At 54.4% G+C, this 14,174-nt stretch carries 12 protein-coding genes and 4 pseudogenes; 8 read left to right on the top strand and 8 right to left on the bottom strand.

What is annotated here, in order from left to right; translation table 11 throughout:
• Window positions 1–124 precede the first annotated feature (124 nt).
• The 4 genes and pseudogenes from ACF8FB_RS11720 to ACF8FB_RS11705 form a co-directional block, all read right to left on the bottom strand.
• Window positions 125–805 (bottom strand): TetR/AcrR family transcriptional regulator, encoded by a 681-nt coding sequence (locus ACF8FB_RS11720; RefSeq protein WP_010953733.1) that lies wholly within the window; start codon window positions 803–805, stop codon window positions 125–127.
• A gap of 113 nt (window positions 806–918) precedes the next feature.
• Window positions 919–1,064, bottom strand: a pseudogene (locus ACF8FB_RS11715) (integrase); the annotation flags it as partial.
• Window positions 1,065–1,110: 46 nt separating this feature from the next.
• A pseudogene (locus ACF8FB_RS11710) lies at window positions 1,111–1,230 on the bottom strand (integrase); the annotation flags it as partial.
• Between the two features lie 341 nt (window positions 1,231–1,571).
• Window positions 1,572–1,733 (bottom strand): annotated as a pseudogene (locus tag ACF8FB_RS11705) (LysR family transcriptional regulator); the annotation flags it as partial.
• Between the two features lie 201 nt (window positions 1,734–1,934).
• On the opposite strand from ACF8FB_RS11705, the gene ACF8FB_RS11700 reads away from it, so the two are divergent.
• The 4 genes from ACF8FB_RS11700 (at window position 1,935) to ACF8FB_RS11685 (ending at window position 5,742) form a co-directional block, all read left to right on the top strand.
• On the top strand, window positions 1,935–2,606 hold the full coding sequence (locus ACF8FB_RS11700) for an epoxyqueuosine reductase QueH (protein ID WP_392511367.1): 672 nt from the start codon (window positions 1,935–1,937) through the stop codon (window positions 2,604–2,606).
• A 480-nt stretch (window positions 2,607–3,086) separates the two neighbouring features.
• On the top strand, window positions 3,087–4,070 hold the full coding sequence (locus ACF8FB_RS11695; protein WP_392511366.1) for a DUF1852 domain-containing protein: 984 nt from the start codon (window positions 3,087–3,089) through the stop codon (window positions 4,068–4,070).
• A gap of 26 nt (window positions 4,071–4,096) precedes the next feature.
• Window positions 4,097–5,131, top strand: coding sequence for a methionine synthase (locus ACF8FB_RS11690; protein WP_392511365.1), 1,035 nt, complete (start codon window positions 4,097–4,099; stop codon window positions 5,129–5,131).
• Between the two features lie 101 nt (window positions 5,132–5,232).
• Window positions 5,233–5,742 (top strand): flavin reductase family protein, encoded by a 510-nt coding sequence (locus tag ACF8FB_RS11685; RefSeq protein WP_392511364.1) that lies wholly within the window; start codon window positions 5,233–5,235, stop codon window positions 5,740–5,742.
• 138 nt (window positions 5,743–5,880) lie between these two features.
• On the opposite strand, the gene ACF8FB_RS11680 is transcribed toward ACF8FB_RS11685, so the two are convergent.
• The gene (locus ACF8FB_RS11680) at window positions 5,881–6,060 is read right to left on the bottom strand and encodes a CbtA family protein (protein ID WP_392511363.1); all 180 of its coding nucleotides are present in this window, start codon (window positions 6,058–6,060) and stop codon (window positions 5,881–5,883) included.
• Between the two features lie 61 nt (window positions 6,061–6,121).
• Here ACF8FB_RS11680 and tnpB point away from each other — a divergent pair, with 61 nt between their 5' ends.
• From tnpB to ACF8FB_RS11660, 4 genes and pseudogenes are all read left to right on the top strand, one after another.
• Complete coding sequence (gene tnpB, locus ACF8FB_RS11675; RefSeq protein WP_392511362.1) at window positions 6,122–6,481, top strand: IS66 family insertion sequence element accessory protein TnpB; 360 nt, start codon at window positions 6,122–6,124, stop codon at window positions 6,479–6,481.
• An 18-nt stretch (window positions 6,482–6,499) separates the two neighbouring features.
• Window positions 6,500–8,031 (top strand): annotated as a pseudogene (gene tnpC / locus ACF8FB_RS11670) (IS66 family transposase).
• A gap of 68 nt (window positions 8,032–8,099) precedes the next feature.
• Window positions 8,100–8,360 (top strand): IS66 family transposase, encoded by a 261-nt coding sequence (locus ACF8FB_RS11665; RefSeq protein ID WP_010954796.1) that lies wholly within the window; start codon window positions 8,100–8,102, stop codon window positions 8,358–8,360.
• Window positions 8,361–8,460: 100 nt separating this feature from the next.
• Complete coding sequence (locus ACF8FB_RS11660; protein ID WP_392511361.1) at window positions 8,461–8,808, top strand: tyrosine-type recombinase/integrase; 348 nt, start codon at window positions 8,461–8,463, stop codon at window positions 8,806–8,808.
• Window positions 8,809–8,900: 92 nt separating this feature from the next.
• Here ACF8FB_RS11660 and ACF8FB_RS11655 read toward each other — a convergent pair whose 3' ends face one another.
• Genes ACF8FB_RS11655 through ACF8FB_RS11645 form a run of 3 tightly spaced genes read right to left on the bottom strand, consistent with a single transcriptional unit; the run spans window position 8,901 to window position 13,912 of the window.
• Window positions 8,901–10,115, bottom strand: a complete 1,215-nt coding sequence (locus tag ACF8FB_RS11655) for a hypothetical protein (RefSeq protein ID WP_392511360.1) — start codon at window positions 10,113–10,115, stop codon at window positions 8,901–8,903.
• A 4-nt stretch (window positions 10,116–10,119) separates the two neighbouring features.
• Window positions 10,120–10,581 carry a response regulator gene (locus tag ACF8FB_RS11650; RefSeq protein ID WP_314617773.1) on the bottom strand — a complete coding sequence of 154 codons (462 nt, stop codon included), beginning with the start codon at window positions 10,579–10,581 and terminating at the stop codon, window positions 10,120–10,122.
• The gene (locus ACF8FB_RS11645; RefSeq protein ID WP_392511359.1) at window positions 10,562–13,912 is read right to left on the bottom strand and encodes a hypothetical protein; all 3,351 of its coding nucleotides are present in this window, start codon (window positions 13,910–13,912) and stop codon (window positions 10,562–10,564) included. The genes ACF8FB_RS11650 and ACF8FB_RS11645 overlap by 20 nt, the downstream gene beginning before the upstream one ends.
• Window positions 13,913–14,174: the final 262 nt, after the last annotated feature.

The following is a 14,174-nucleotide window of genomic DNA, read 5'->3' as shown; positions in this document are numbered from 1 at the left end:
TGCTTGGGTTGGATCGGCAAGGCGCGGGGCGGCAGTTGCGCGACGACGGAAGGCGGCGAAGACACGAGCGGTTTGGTGGGGGTGACGCCTTCCAGGGAAGGCGCCGGGTCTACCGGGAGGCGACTTAGGACTTGGCGGTTTTGGGTGGAGAAATCATGACAATGAAGGCGTCAATCAAGGCTTTCCCGCGCTCTGCGCTAACGGGTTCGGACTCGAAAGGCAGCATCATGAGCCAGCCATCACTGAACGCGGCAATGTGATCGGCCAACACATCGGCCGGCACATCTTCACGGATCTGGCCCTGGCGCTGGCCGGCCTCCAGCACCGAAGTGGCCACCTCGCGGAAGTTGGTATAGCGCTGCTTGATGACACTGGCGAACGCGGGCTGGTGCCGGGCATGGGTGAGCAGTTGCAGCCATGCAAGCCAGTTGCCTGGCTCGTCAAGGCTGATCCATTGGTGCCACTGCTCAATAAGCGACTTGATGTCGACCTGATCGAGGTCGATGTCCAGCAGTGCGTCGACTTTGTCGAACAGGGTCTGCGCAACGGCACTGACCATTTCTTCCTTGTTGGCGAAGTAGTAGGTCACCGCGCCTGTGGTGCACCCGGCGTGCTGCGCCACCTTGCGCATGGTGGCACCGGCATAGCCTTCTTGCGCGATCACCGCGATCGCCGCCGCCAGCAACTCGGACCTTTTGGCGTCGCGATCGCCAACCGGGCGCCCACGACGGGCAAGCGGTTCGGATTCGCTTTCATTGGCCTTGGCCTTGGCGTTGGGAGCAGTGCGGGGGTGTACTTCAGGCATAGGGGGGCGGTTTCATCGGTCAAACAATAGAAGCGGCAGTTTGCCACAGCACAGCCGACGCGCGCGATGTCAGTGGGGGGCGAGGTTCGTGCTTTTTACCTACCGGCTTTGTGGGCCAAGTGAGCGACGATGAACTGCATTGCGACCTCGGTCGGTAGGGGCCGTCGCCGAGCGCCCGGTGATAGCGCAGTTGAAGCCAGGCCGACCAATAGGCGAGGGCGCTCTGGTAGCTGCGCACGGTATTAGCCGCCGTGCCCTGCGAGGACGCCTCGACCGCGGCGCCACTGCATCCACCGCCAGTGGCAGCGCATTTTCACCAACTCTCCAGGGCGAACCGGCAGCATCACCAGCAGGCGCATCGCGATGCTTATACTGCTCGGGCTAAGTTCATCCAGGCGCAGCAAAAACTCCCCCAAATCGGCCGGTGGTATGACTCACCCACATAGGTTACAAATCAGTTCACGCACATAGGTAACAGTCTTTAACTGGCAAGGTCGGTTTTCTGGATCTCAGTGGAAGCCTGTCACAAGCTATCGGGATCCCCAAAGAACATTTGGACATGGCTCTGGGGCGGTATTCTTGATTGGCAAAAACAAAAATTTACCCCCAAAAATACCCTTGATACCCCCAGAAGAATGCGCGATCGAGATTGGCGATTCCTGACAACCGTTGAGCGGGTGCACCCTGGACTGCAGTGTATCCCCATGGCGGGGCAGGTGCAGGGCGTGCCGCGGACACCTCGTAGATGAGTTCACGCAAGTACTCTTCACATCTTGGCATCCAGGACGGCGTTGACGCCCTCCAAGGTGGAAAATGAAGTGTCCTTGGCGGTGAGCAAGAAGTCGCTCAGATAGGGCACCTCCAGCATGTCGCTGCGGACAGCCGCGAACAATTTGGCCTGTAGCCCTTTTTGGCGCAGGCGCTCAGCAGCCTCCTGCAGGCTTTCTGTTTCCCGCAGGGCATGGATAGTGCGCAGGTGCCTTAAGTCGATCATGAGGAAAACTACATTTCATCGCAAAAAAAATTAGTTTGTCTCATGGGTGCGTGATCCCTAACAATCACCTCATTGAATTTTCTGTTTGGGGCATAGCACGTTGGTACTGACATTCATGCTGGTCGAGGTAAAGCTGTGAGCATTATCGATCGACCAAAACTTACCCTACCGGACGGCGCCAATCGCCTGCTTCTGCACTCCTGTTGCGCGCCGTGCTCCGGTGAGGTGATGGAGGCCATCACGGCTTCCGGCATTGACTACACGATTTTCTTCTACAACCCCAACATCCATCCTGAGCGTGAGTACCTGCTGCGCAAGGAAGAGAACATTCGCTTCGCCGAGCAGCACAATGTGCCGTTCGTCGATGCCGATTACGACACCGACAACTGGTTTGCGCGAGCCAAAGGCATGGAGCAAGCGCCAGAACGTGGGGAGCGCTGCACCATGTGCTTCGATATGCGTTTCGAGCGCACCGCCTTGTATGCCTACGAGCATGGGTTCTCGGTGATCAGCAGCTCGCTGGGTATTTCACGCTGGAAGGACATGCAGCAGATCAACGGCTGCGGTCTTCGTTCGGCCGCCAAGTATCCTGGTATCACCTATTGGGACTACAACTGGCGCAAGGGTGGTGGAGCTGCGCGCATGGTGGAGATCAGCAAGCGCGAGCGCTTCTATCAGCAGGAGTACTGTGGTTGTATCTACTCGCTGCGAGACACCAACCATCACCGCAAAGCGCAAGGCCGGGACATCATTCGCATTGGCGTGAAGTACTACGGTGATGAAGAGGATGAACAAGGTAACGCCTGAGCTTCGTTCAAAACGTCAGGAAAAGTCTGAGTAGAGATGGACTTGCCACCTGAGCAGCTCCCTGAAATCATTCAGCAGGTCAAGAGCTCCCGCTACAGCATTGCCCGCCGCTATGGGCGTGTGACCATCGAAGGGCATACCTATGTGTATGAGCGCAGTACGGACACACTGACGCGACTGGATGTATATCGTCAGCGAAAGCAGAACACAGGGTGTTTACCCCCTCGCTGATTGGAATGCAGCCTTCGGTGGCCACTCAGCTCAGGACGATTCTGAAAGCTCACCTGAGTGAGCAATCCTCATCTGAACCAGTGCTCATCATGAGCGGGGCTAAAGATTTTTTGAAATCAATTCATTAGCCTTCGCTCAATAGCACCCTTTAAAATGCCTCTCAATTAGAGACAGTGTCCAACTAATTAGCTGAGTCGCAGAGCTATACGGTGCACTGAAACCATTACGAGATTAGGATGTCAGGCTAAAATGAGCAAAGACTTTGCATTTGCCATTCACAGCATTTGTTTCGATGAAAATTATCACCCCTCGAACAATACGCGCATAACCACCAATTTCGCCAATTTGGCGAGAGGGGCCAGTCGCCAGGAAAATCTGCGCAACACGTTGAAGATGATTGATAATCGCTTCAATGCGCTGGCGCACTGGGACAACCCCAAGGCTGATCGATACGCGGTCGAGCTTGAAATTATTTCTGTGGAAATGAATATTGCCGCTGGCAACAGCGATCATGCTCTACCCTTGATTGAAATCTTGAAGACGACAGTGGTTGACCGTCAAACCAACGAACGCATCGCCGGAATGGTGGGGAACAACTTCTCATCGTATGTGCGGGATTATGACTTCAGCGTGCTATTGCTGGAACATAACAAGGACAAGGCCGAGTTCAGTACGCCCGCTAACTTTGGCGACCTTCACGGCAAGCTGTTCAAGTCTTTCGTCAGCTCGGATGCTTACAAGGAGCACTTCAACAAGCCGCCTGTTATCTGCCTGAGTGTCTCCAGTGCCAAGACCTATCAGCGGACGGAGAACCAGCATCCGGTACTCGGCGTTGAATACCAGCAGGATGAATACTCCCTGACCGATGAGTATTTCAAGAAGATGGGCCTGAAGGTTCGTTACTTCATGCCGCCGAATAGTGTTGCCCCCCTGGCCTTCTATTTTGCCGGTGACTTGCTGGGTGACTACACCAATCTGGAATTGATCAGCACCATCAGCACGATGGACACGTTCCAGAAAATTTACCGTCCTGAAATCTACAATGCGAACTCCGCAGCTGGAAAATCCTATCAGCCCAGCTTGCAACACCAGGATTTTTCGCTGACGCGTATTGTTTATGATCGAGAAGAACGTGGCCGGCTCGCTATTGAGCAGGGGAAGTTTGCCGAAGAGCACTTCATCAAACCCTACCACGCTATTCTTGAGCAGTGGTCTGCCAGTTACGCCGCTTGAATCGCCCACGTACAAGGTCTTTTATTGTGAAAAAACTGCTCCCCACGTCGACTGCTGGCAGCTTGCCTAAACCTTCCTGGCTCGCAGAACCTGAAAAACTTTGGTCACCGTGGAAATTGGAAGGTGATGAACTGATCGAAGGCAAGCAAGACGCGCTGCGCTTGTCTTTGCAAGAGCAGCAGCACGCCGGTATCGACATCGTCAGCGATGGCGAGCAAACACGTCAGCATTTCGTCACGACCTTCATCGAACACCTCGATGGCGTTGATTTTGAACAACGTGAAACCGTCAGGATCCGCGATCGCTACGATGCCAGCGTACCAACGGTGGTTGGCGCCGTTGCGCGTCGCAAGCCGGTCTTCGTCGAAGACGCCAAGTTCCTGCGTCAGCAAACCGACCAGCCGATCAAATGGGCGCTGCCAGGCCCCATGACCATGATCGACACGCTGTATGACGCGCATTACAAGAGCCGCGAAAAGCTGGCTTGGGAATTCGCCAAGATCCTCAACCAGGAAGCTCGCGAACTCGAAGCGGCCGGTGTCGACATCATCCAGTTCGACGAACCCGCCTTCAACGTCTTCTTCGACGAGGTTAACGAGTGGGGCGTCGCTACGCTGGAGCGCGCCATCGAAGGCCTCAAGTGCGAAACCGCCGTGCACATCTGCTATGGCTACGGCATCAAGGCCAATACCGACTGGAAAAAGACCTTGGGCTCGGAATGGCGTCAATACGAGGAAGCCTTCCCTAAGCTGCAGAAGTCCAGCATCGATATCGTCTCGTTGGAGTGCCACAACTCCCACGTGCCGATGGACTTGATCGAGCTCATCCGTGGCAAGAAAGTGATGGTCGGGGCCATCGATGTGGCTAACCACGCTATCGAAACCTCTGAAGAAGTGGCCAATACCCTGCGCAAGGCACTGCAGTTCGTGGACGCCGACAAGCTCTATCCATGCACCAACTGCGGTATGGCGCCCCTGCCGCGTCACGTGGCAAGAGGCAAGCTCAATGCGCTGAGTGCCGGCGCGGAAATCGTCCGTCAAGAGCTACTGAACAAGCGCTGAGCCTAAATCAGCGAAGGTTCAGGTGGAGCACAGCCCGAGTGATCGGGCTGACTTGGCCTAGCCCTGCACATTCGAGCGCTAATCAATACCCAGGACCCACTATGTCACTCCCCAGTACTGCTATCGAGCCGTTGAGCTTCCGCGAAGCGCTTGGGCACTACGCCTCCGGCATCACGGTGATTACCACCCACATCGATGACGAGCCGATAGGCTTTACTTGCCAGTCGTTCTACAGCGTGTCGATGAGCCCACCGCTGGTGTCATTCAGCGTAATGCGCAGCTCCGCTAGCTACCCTAGAATCCGCCAGGCCGGTCGGTTCGCGGTCAACATCCTGTCCGGTGAACAGGTCAACGTCTCCAACCAGTTCGCCCGGCGCGGCACGGACAAGTGGCACGGCGTGGAGTGGCAGCAATCACCTTTGGGTAATCCAGTCATTGCTGGCAGCTTGTACTGGCTCGATTGCGAAATTCACGCAGAGCACGAAGCGGGCGACCACCTGATCGTGATTGGTGAGGTGAAGGCGTTCAACCTGCAGAAAGCTGCTGATTCGCAGCCCTTACTGTACTTCAAGGGACAGTACCGCAACCTCGCCGAGCTCATAGGGGTTTGAGTGTACCCCTTCGGTTGTTCTCATGCTTCGCCAGCCACGGCTGCTGCAATACCGGTTTTGACTGGGTAAGCCCTGACTAAAAAAGACGCCTGGTGTTTCCATCAGGCGTCTTTGTTTTCCACCCCAGTAGCGAGTGCGTCAGGATTGCAGCCTGGCGTTGTGCTGGCTGCGAGGCGCTAGTACAGGGCCCTGGGCCAGCCAACCAAACACCAGACCGAGAACGTTCCATAACACCACATGGATGCCGAACGAGGCGACTCGGAAGTTCCACAGCAACGCGGCAGAGAATGTTTCGTAAGCGCTCCATGAACCCCACATTCAAAGCGCTTACCTGATCCCCGATGCTGTGCTCCCGATTTCTTTCTGGAGCTCGCCGACCATGATGCGACCCGACGCCAAAGTCGAAAAAGTGTACCTCTACCCCAAGCCCGTCGACTTTCGAAAATCCATCGATGGCCTGGCCGCGCTGGTCGAACTCGATATCAAGGTGGCGGTGTTCGACCCAGTGCTTTTCGTCTTCCTCAACAAGCCGCGCAACCGCGTGAAGATCCTGTATTGGGAACGCAACGGCTTCTGCCTCTGGCTCAAACGCCTGGAGTCCGAACGGTTCAAAACTTTACCTGATCCGACTGACGTCGCCATTGTCCTGACCGTTCAGGAACTGAACTGGCTGCTCGATGGCTTCGACCTCTGGCGCAACCGTCCGCATCAGGTTTTGACGCCTCGATACGTCGCCTGATTCGGTATAATCCGCGGCATGATTTCCATGCCCGAAAACCTCCCTGACGATCCTGTTCTGCTCAAGCAACTGCTTGAGCAGATGATCAACGAGCGCGCGTCCGACAAGGGCAAGATCGTTCATCTCGAAGAGGAAGTTGCGCTGTTGCGCCAGCGCTTGTTCGGGCGCAAGACCGAGCAGACTGGCGATGCGGCGACACCACAGTTGCCACTCTTCGACGAAGCGGAAAGCCTGGCCGAGCCCTTGGATGAGGCTGACGACGAAGAAGTCGTTGCGCCAACCAAACGCCGTGGCAAGCGCAAGCCGCTACCAGCTGATTTGCCGCGTATCGAAGTTGTCCACGAACTGCCCGAGCATGAACTGACCTGCGCTTGTGGCTGCCGCAAACATGCCATCGGTGAAGAAGTCAGCGAACAGCTTGAAATCGTCCCGATGCAGATTCGCGTCATCAAGCATGTTCGCAAGGTGTACGGCTGCCGGGACTGCGAGTCAGCGCCCGTAACGGCGGACAAGCCCGCCCAGATGATCGAGAAAAGCATGGCCAGCCCGAGTGTGCTGGCCATGCTGCTGACCACCAAATACGTAGACGGCTTGCCGCTTCACCGCTTCGAAAAAGTGCTGGGGCGTCACGGTATCGATATCCCGCGCCAAACCCTGGCACGCTGGGTGATTCAATGCAGCGAGCACTTTCAGCCGTTGCTGAATCTGATGCGCGAAAGCCTGTTGAACAGTCGGATCTCCACTGTGATGAAACACGTGTGCAGGTGTTGAAAGAGCCTGGTCGTGAGCCCAGCAGCCAATCCTGGATGTGGGTGCAAACCGGCGGCCCACCTGATCGCCCGGTGATCCTTTTCGACTACGCCACCAGCCGAGCGCAGGAGGTGCCGGTGCGCCTGCTGGACGGCTATCGCGGCTATGTCATGACCGACGACTACGCCGGTTACAACGCGCTGGCTGCACAGGACGGCGTGGAGCGGTTGGGCTGCTGGGCGCACGCGCGCCGCAAGTTCGTCGAAGCGCAGAAAGTGCAGCCCAAGGGTAAAACTGGGCGGGCAGACATCGCACTGAATTTGATCAACAAGCTCTATGGCATCGAGCGCGACCTTAAGGAAGGCAGCGATGAAGATCGCAAGCTGGCCCGCCAAGCGCGCAGTCAACCAGTGCTGGCCCAGTTGAAAAGCTGGACAAAGAAAACGCAGCCCCAGGTCACGAGCCAGAATGCGTTGGGTAAAGCCATCGGCTATCTGGCCAGCAACTGGAGCAAGTTAGAACGCTACGTCGAGCAAGGAGACTTGCCGATCGACAACAACGCTGCCGAGCGCGCGATCCGCCCGTTTGTCATCGGCAGAAAGAACTGGTTGTTCAGTGACACGCCCAGAGGGGCGACGGCCAGTGCGCAACTTTACAGCCTGGTCGAGACGGCCAAAGCCAACGGCCAAGAGCCCTACGCGTGGCTGCGCCACGCACTAGAGCGCCTGCCGCAGGCGTCCTCCGTGGAAGACTACGAAGCGCTGCTGCCGTGGAATTGCAAGCCTAAAATACATAGTTAAGTGCTACCCCCATCGTGGGTCAGATGGGGCCTACGAAGCGCTGAAGGACAAGAGCGGGGGTGACGACCATGGAATACGACGAAAAACTGATTGAAGACGCAGTGCTTGCCTTGTTGGCAGCCTATAGCTCCGACAAAGGTAACGCGTGGAAAGGATTTGACTTCGAGATCATGAATCGACTGCATGAACAGGGTTTCATCAGTGATCCAGTTAATAGAAACAAGTCTATCTGGTTGACGGCGGAGGGGCTGGAGCGAGGCCGACAGCTAGCTGACCAGTTGTTCGGGTTGAAGAGTCAAGCGGGGCAGGTGCCCGACTCGAATACCTGATTTTCCCGTCCTTCATGTAACGGGTTGGGTTTATGGATCGCTTACACTGTTCCTGCCCAGCAGCAAGACCGACCGGGACAACCGCGGCCGCAATCTGACCATGCCAGCGCTAAAGCGCCTGTGTCCGGTGCAGGCCACCGAGCAGTGGCTGACGCTCAGTGGCATCGAGCAGGGCCCGCTGTTCCGTGGCATAGATCGCTGGGGGCATCTCAACGAGCAGCCACTTAATGCCAACAGCGTGTCGCGTCTGTTGCGCCGCGCGCTATTGCGCAGCGGGATCGAGGTCGAGGGCTATTCGGCGCACTCGCTGCGTCGTGGCTTCGCCACCTGGGCCAGTCGAAATCAGTGGAGTACAGAAGAATTGATGGCCTATGTCGGGTGGCGCGATGTGCAATCGGCCGCCCGTTATATTGAGTCCCACGCACCTTTCGGCGACTGGGCCCGGTGAACGCGTCGTCTGGATCCACCAGAGGCTCTCAATCGATCACCACACTTTTGTAGCTATAGCTGGGCAGATAGATCAAGCCTGATGGAGTTCGGTCACAAATGGCCCTCCACCAGCAACTTGAATGCCTGCGCGCTGGTATAGGCCGCGTATTCCTGAAAATTATCGTTCTTCTCGGGGTTGGCGAAGTCGCAAACGGACTTAAGGACGATCACCTTGGGCTGGGGATACGGCGCCTCATGAGCCGCTGCAAACACGCCATAGGCTTCCATTTCCACACCGAGCAACTTGCGGTGTTGCGCCTTGACGTTGGAAGTGATCGTCGGGTCTTCGAGCACTGATGCACCGGAGGCCATTGGGCCGAGCTGCATGGTGAGTGGAGTGACGACACCGATGGGCCAGTGGCGGCGTATACCATCCAAAGCGGAATGGTCATTGCGGAGTTTTTCCAGCTTGGAACGGATAAATGGGTCTAGGTTTAGGTGGTGAGGGGCCGCTTCAAACGATGATCCCCCCTCAAACGATGTGTTTTTTCCACTACCATAATCCCAGCTTGGGTCGGCTGCGATTATGTCGCCTAACTCGACTTTCCCAGGGACGCCAGCCGCTATGCCGGTCATGGCGATATAGCTGGGCTTGAAGGTTTGAATCATTTTCATGGCAAGTACTGCAGCGGCGGGCATACCCATTCGGGAGGCAGACGCCGCAACAACGCTTAGGCGACCGTGTTTTGTAATGACATGACCGCGGTAGTATTGAGTAGGGTCGCATTCCAAACTGATCGGTTGGAAGTCCCAGGGTAGCCGCAACACTGCGGTGAGCTCGGGAGCGTGCAGCGCTGTCAGGACACAGATATCTGCCCGTTCCGGAAAGTCGGACGAGCGTTCTCGATTGGTTTGCAAAATGTGCTCGATTTTACGTTGTATCTGATCGAGCCAGGCTGTACTGGCGCTGCTGTAGTGGAGCACTGACCAGAGTTCGCTGTCGAATCTGCCGCGCATTTCCTCTTGGATGTCAGCATGAGCGGTCAACCCCACGACCTCGCGGGGTTTAATGTAGATGTCACGCGCCAATATCTCCTCAAGTAGGGACAAACCGCCATCCCGTACTGGGTCCACGTCCGACGTGATGGGCAGTGAGATGTCGAGAATCATCAGATCGTAGGCTTGATGTTTCAGACGAAGCTTGGCTTCCTGCAGATCTCGTGCCTTGTCGAGGTTTTCCTCTTGAATTCCTGCAATGGCGAATATACCCTTGAGTACATTGCGGAGCTTCTCTTGATTGTCCTCGACCAAAAGAATTTTTATCATTGTATCAGTCCTTCAAGAATCCGAAATTTACCAGTTTTTCCTTGAGCGAGGCTTTCCAGCTGTCAATGGAGGAATGGTAGTAAATTGCTTCATTGTATATATCTGGGAACAATGACTTGAGTTGCAAATCCAAGCTCTCCAAGGTCAGTTCATTCGGTGGTTTGCCAAATACTTCAAACTGCGTAAACACGATAACGGGAGTTTCGACTTCAAAGCGATCCATTTGGGTCAGGAATTGTCGGCCACCAAAAATGTGGGTGTCGTCTGCTGGTTCATCCGGGCTGATATCATATTGTGGAAGTGTCATGTCGAGGATGATCAAGTCAAACGCGTCCTGGCGAATTTTTCTCACACCGCTCTGCAGAGAACGCTCCAGAAACACCTCATGCTCCGGAATGAGTTGGGTCAGAAACTGAGCAAGTTGTATGCGCTTATTTTCGTCATCCTCAATTATTAAAATTTTCAAGTTCGATCTCCCTGAGGTTTGTGTCAAAGGTGACGGTGAACTGATTGTCAGCAGTGTAACCAAAATCCAGCGGTTGGTTATGGCCTATGATACGTTTGAGTTTGATCAGCCCGGTGCCACCTTCAGAACGGATCGCTTGCTGATAATCGCCGCTAGCTATCTTCGCTTGAATCTCCTTGACCCGCTCGATGGACGCGCTGGTGTCAGTTAGCTTCTCAATTTCGTTGGTAAATGTGAAGGTAATGGTGTCCTTGGCCTTGCGCTCAATCGTAATCGCGATGCACGGCGAAGTCCCCGCATTTGAATAACGACGGGCATTATCAAATAGAATGAAAAAAATGTCAGAGAAGTAAGTGAGGGCGTTGGCCAGATGAGGTAGTTCCACCAGTGTTTTGGTAATGGCCGGGTTGAAATCACGATGGATGCGCTGTACGCATTGCAATCCAATATCAATAAGTTGTTCCATTTCAAATAATGGTTCTGCGCTCGGGGCAGGTAGTCGGAACCAGTCTTTAGTCTGATCTATAGCCTGCAGCGCGTTGGTGTGGGCCGTACGAATGCATTGTGTCAGTTCAGCTAACTCACGTGACGCACCAGCTTCGTCAACTGCTGTTTGCAGTGTGGCAAAGATGGCATTGATCTCGTGTTTGAGGCGTTGGTCAATGATATCGTGAACAGCATCAAGACAACGCTCAACGGTGCTCCAGAAGATGTGAATGCATTCACTAAAGAAGTCTTCAAAGCTGGTGTCTTCTCGCAAAATACTGGCGAGCATGCGAATACGCAGGATGGGGATCATCATGTCGAATAAGCCATCAGGCTTTTCTTCGCTCGTGATTTGTATCAGCTCATTGGTGATGTGTTCGATGAGGGCATCGTAGCGGGCGGAGAATACACATAATTCAATATTTACTCTCTCTCGCGCAGATGAATCAAGAGCTGACAGACGCTCCATCCAGATTTCGTTAGCAGCGTAGGCTCCGTCGCTTGCTTGTCGCCTGGTTATGATCCCCTGCAGTTCAAGTGGGCCTCTCAACTGTCCAGATAACGCACCGTGGCGAATGCGCATACTGAGGTAGCAGTCCAAGCCATACATTGGGTTTATGGTGGCTTCGAGCAAGATTGAGCGGAGAATTTCCTGGAGTAGGGCGCCCGCTTCATCTGTAGGAACTTGCAAGAACTCGGATGGTAGTGGAGTACCGTCTGTGAGCAGGCTGAAATAAGCTTCTTGGAAGCCTTCGGAAGGTCGGAGGCCGGCTTTAATCAATCCCTTGTAGCGAGAAAAGTTTTCGCGGTGTTTTTTATCGGCCCATCTTCTCAGTGCGATGGTGTCAATAGACATCTTGCTCTGTTCGACGTGGCGAACACCACTTCGCACTACTTGCGAGCGAGTGATCTCCATTATTTCCGACTCGTAGATTTTCTGATTTTCAGGGTCGAGTTCGAGCAACATGGAACACACCGCCAAGCGCTCATCCTGCAGATCAACGGTGCCGAGGAAGACAGAGGAGACCTTCATTGTTTCGGGGATGCAGATATAGCGCAGGTAGTAGATCAGGAGGTCGTGATCTAGCTTGGAAACATGGTCTAATAGCTGTGACGGGCGTTCCAGTCCATGCTTAATCAAAAAATCTTCATAGGCATAGGACAGAACGCTGGAGTAAGCATCGTCATAATGCCGGTAATTCAGCGACAGGGCGATCGATGTCGCCAGATCACCTTTCATTTCCTTGCGCAGCGCTTTGTCCAGGTAGTCACCGCATAAGCTTATGGGTAACAAATGAATAGACTGTGGGTCTCTTACTGCGAAAGCACTGACTTTGCGGATCAATTCGAGTTTTTTTTCATCGTGCATCGAGAGCGCACAGACCAATCTTGCCGCCAAACGACGGATTCGAGGCTGTAGCGATTCAAGCGCAGTGTGAGCATAACTTGAAGCGAGATCAAGGTCGCCGCGAAGTAATTCTCTTTCGGCGCTAATTAGCGCTTCACTATGCACTTGATCTAAAGATTCAGAGCGTGCATCTGTCGCAGGCGATTTTTTGAGATTACCAATTAATTCGATGTAATTATCCCTGCATGCCACTGGCAAAAATGGCAACATGGACTCATCAAGATGAGCGGTGTAGATGAAGCGGTTTGTAATGTCGTCTGGCTCAGGCAGAGCAGAACTTGACATTTCCCTCATCAAGAACTGCTGAAATACCTGAGAAGCTCCCATCCACCTGAAATTCAAGCACTGCTTCAGTGCAGTGGCCAACGCTGCATCTGCATCAGCCCCTTGAGCATATACGTTACATAGGGCAGCAATGGATGTTGCGATGAAACTTTTACCGGATGGTGGGGGGGTATTGGAGTAGATCAAGTGTTCAGCTTGGCGTTTCCACATCACTGGCCATTGACCGCTTTGGTCAAGAGGGTCAGAAGGCTGTGGAGCTTTTTGGCCTGGGCAGCTAACTTCCCCAGCGAGGAAGAGTAGACGCTGCAAGCGGGGATCGCGGATTTTTTCGGCGAGACGTATGGCACACTGCGTGCCGACAACATGCAGGGGGTGGGCCGAATTTAGCACGCATTGCTGGAGGATGTCGAAGAGAGCGGTGTAGACATCTATCAGTGCAGAGTTTGTCTGGTACTGGAGGATTTGCTGTTGTGCGAGTGGCTCATCGGGGATAATTCCCATGGACTGGTATTTCAACCAGTGCTTCAGCGGAGCGTCCTCAACGCTATCCAGCAAATCCATAGTCTGGTTTAAGTAGTTGAAGAATGTAGTTGGAACTTCGTTCCGGTTGCTGCAAGAAGCGGCAAGCCAGATTACATTGCCATGCGCGCTTTCTTTGAGCGAGGCTAGGTAGTTCTTCTGTGCTTCCACCCCTTCAAAATGTTGCAGAAAAGCGATTTTTGCATCAATCGACCACAACGAATAGCCGTGCTCAGCTTCGTAAGCATCGAGCAACTGCAAGCATAGTCTGGAGTCATCAGCGAGGAAGGCGGACTCGACAGCTTCGAAAAATTGCACTTGCGAACTCAATCTACTGGCGTTATTCAGTGCGATCGCAGTGAACCAGTGTAACTCTCTTTCTCCGCTTATCGCCCCCATCACCGATTGGGATCTTAGCTCCGATAGGTTGCGAGGGAAGAGGGTCTGACGGAATTTTTCGCCGACTGGTCGACCCTTCTTGGTCGCGGTTTGCAACCAGGACAGCAAGGCTCCGAATTCTGTTACCGCAAGGCCAGACCTGGCGTCGCTGAGTACGTGCGCCAGTGAATATCCGTTCAAGATGCTGGCCTGGATCTCCCGTAAGCCAACTCTTCCCTTTTTTTTCCCTTTCATAATTCCATTGGCCGCTGGTCTGAACAAGAGGTTTCGCGTGACGGTGGCACACTGCCATAGCTTGCTTGGCGGTGCAATCACTGGCCTCAAGCGCTTGGGATCGATTTGGCTAGATCCAGGTAGACTGAACGATTGGGAACTGATCCGCTGCCAATCGGTTCAACAGGGGCGATCCGGTGCCACCTGCATAAGCGGATCCCGCTGCTTGAAGGATGTCGTTCATCGCCTCTGCCACGTATTCACGGTGGTTTCGGAGATGTTC

Origin of the sequence: Pseudomonas sp. yb_2, from assembly GCF_043103905.1 — a bacterium.
Classification (GTDB): domain Bacteria; phylum Pseudomonadota; class Gammaproteobacteria; order Pseudomonadales; family Pseudomonadaceae; genus Aquipseudomonas; species Aquipseudomonas alloputida.
This window is presented reverse-complemented; position numbering and strand designations above follow the sequence as displayed.

Bases quoted from the DNA above. Each gene is read 5' to 3' on its own strand.
- ACF8FB_RS11680 (WP_392511363.1), bottom strand. From the start codon at position 6,060: ATGTGGGGTTCATGGAGCGCTTACGAAACATTCTCTGCCGCGTTGCTG.
- ACF8FB_RS11645 (WP_392511359.1), bottom strand. From the start codon at position 13,912: ATGAAAGGGAAAAAAAAGGGAAGAGTTGGCTTACGGGAGATCCAGGCC.
- ACF8FB_RS11665 (WP_010954796.1), top strand. From the start codon at position 8,100: ATGGAATACGACGAAAAACTGATTGAAGACGCAGTGCTTGCCTTGTTG.
- ACF8FB_RS11720 (WP_010953733.1), bottom strand. From the start codon at position 805: ATGCCTGAAGTACACCCCCGCACTGCTCCCAACGCCAAGGCCAAGGCC.
- ACF8FB_RS11685 (WP_392511364.1), top strand. From the start codon at position 5,233: ATGTCACTCCCCAGTACTGCTATCGAGCCGTTGAGCTTCCGCGAAGCG.
- ACF8FB_RS11660 (WP_392511361.1), top strand. From the start codon at position 8,461: ATGCCAGCGCTAAAGCGCCTGTGTCCGGTGCAGGCCACCGAGCAGTGG.
- tnpB (WP_392511362.1), top strand. From the start codon at position 6,122: ATGATGCGACCCGACGCCAAAGTCGAAAAAGTGTACCTCTACCCCAAG.
- ACF8FB_RS11695 (WP_392511366.1), top strand. From the start codon at position 3,087: ATGAGCAAAGACTTTGCATTTGCCATTCACAGCATTTGTTTCGATGAA.
- ACF8FB_RS11655 (WP_392511360.1), bottom strand. From the start codon at position 10,115: ATGATAAAAATTCTTTTGGTCGAGGACAATCAAGAGAAGCTCCGCAAT.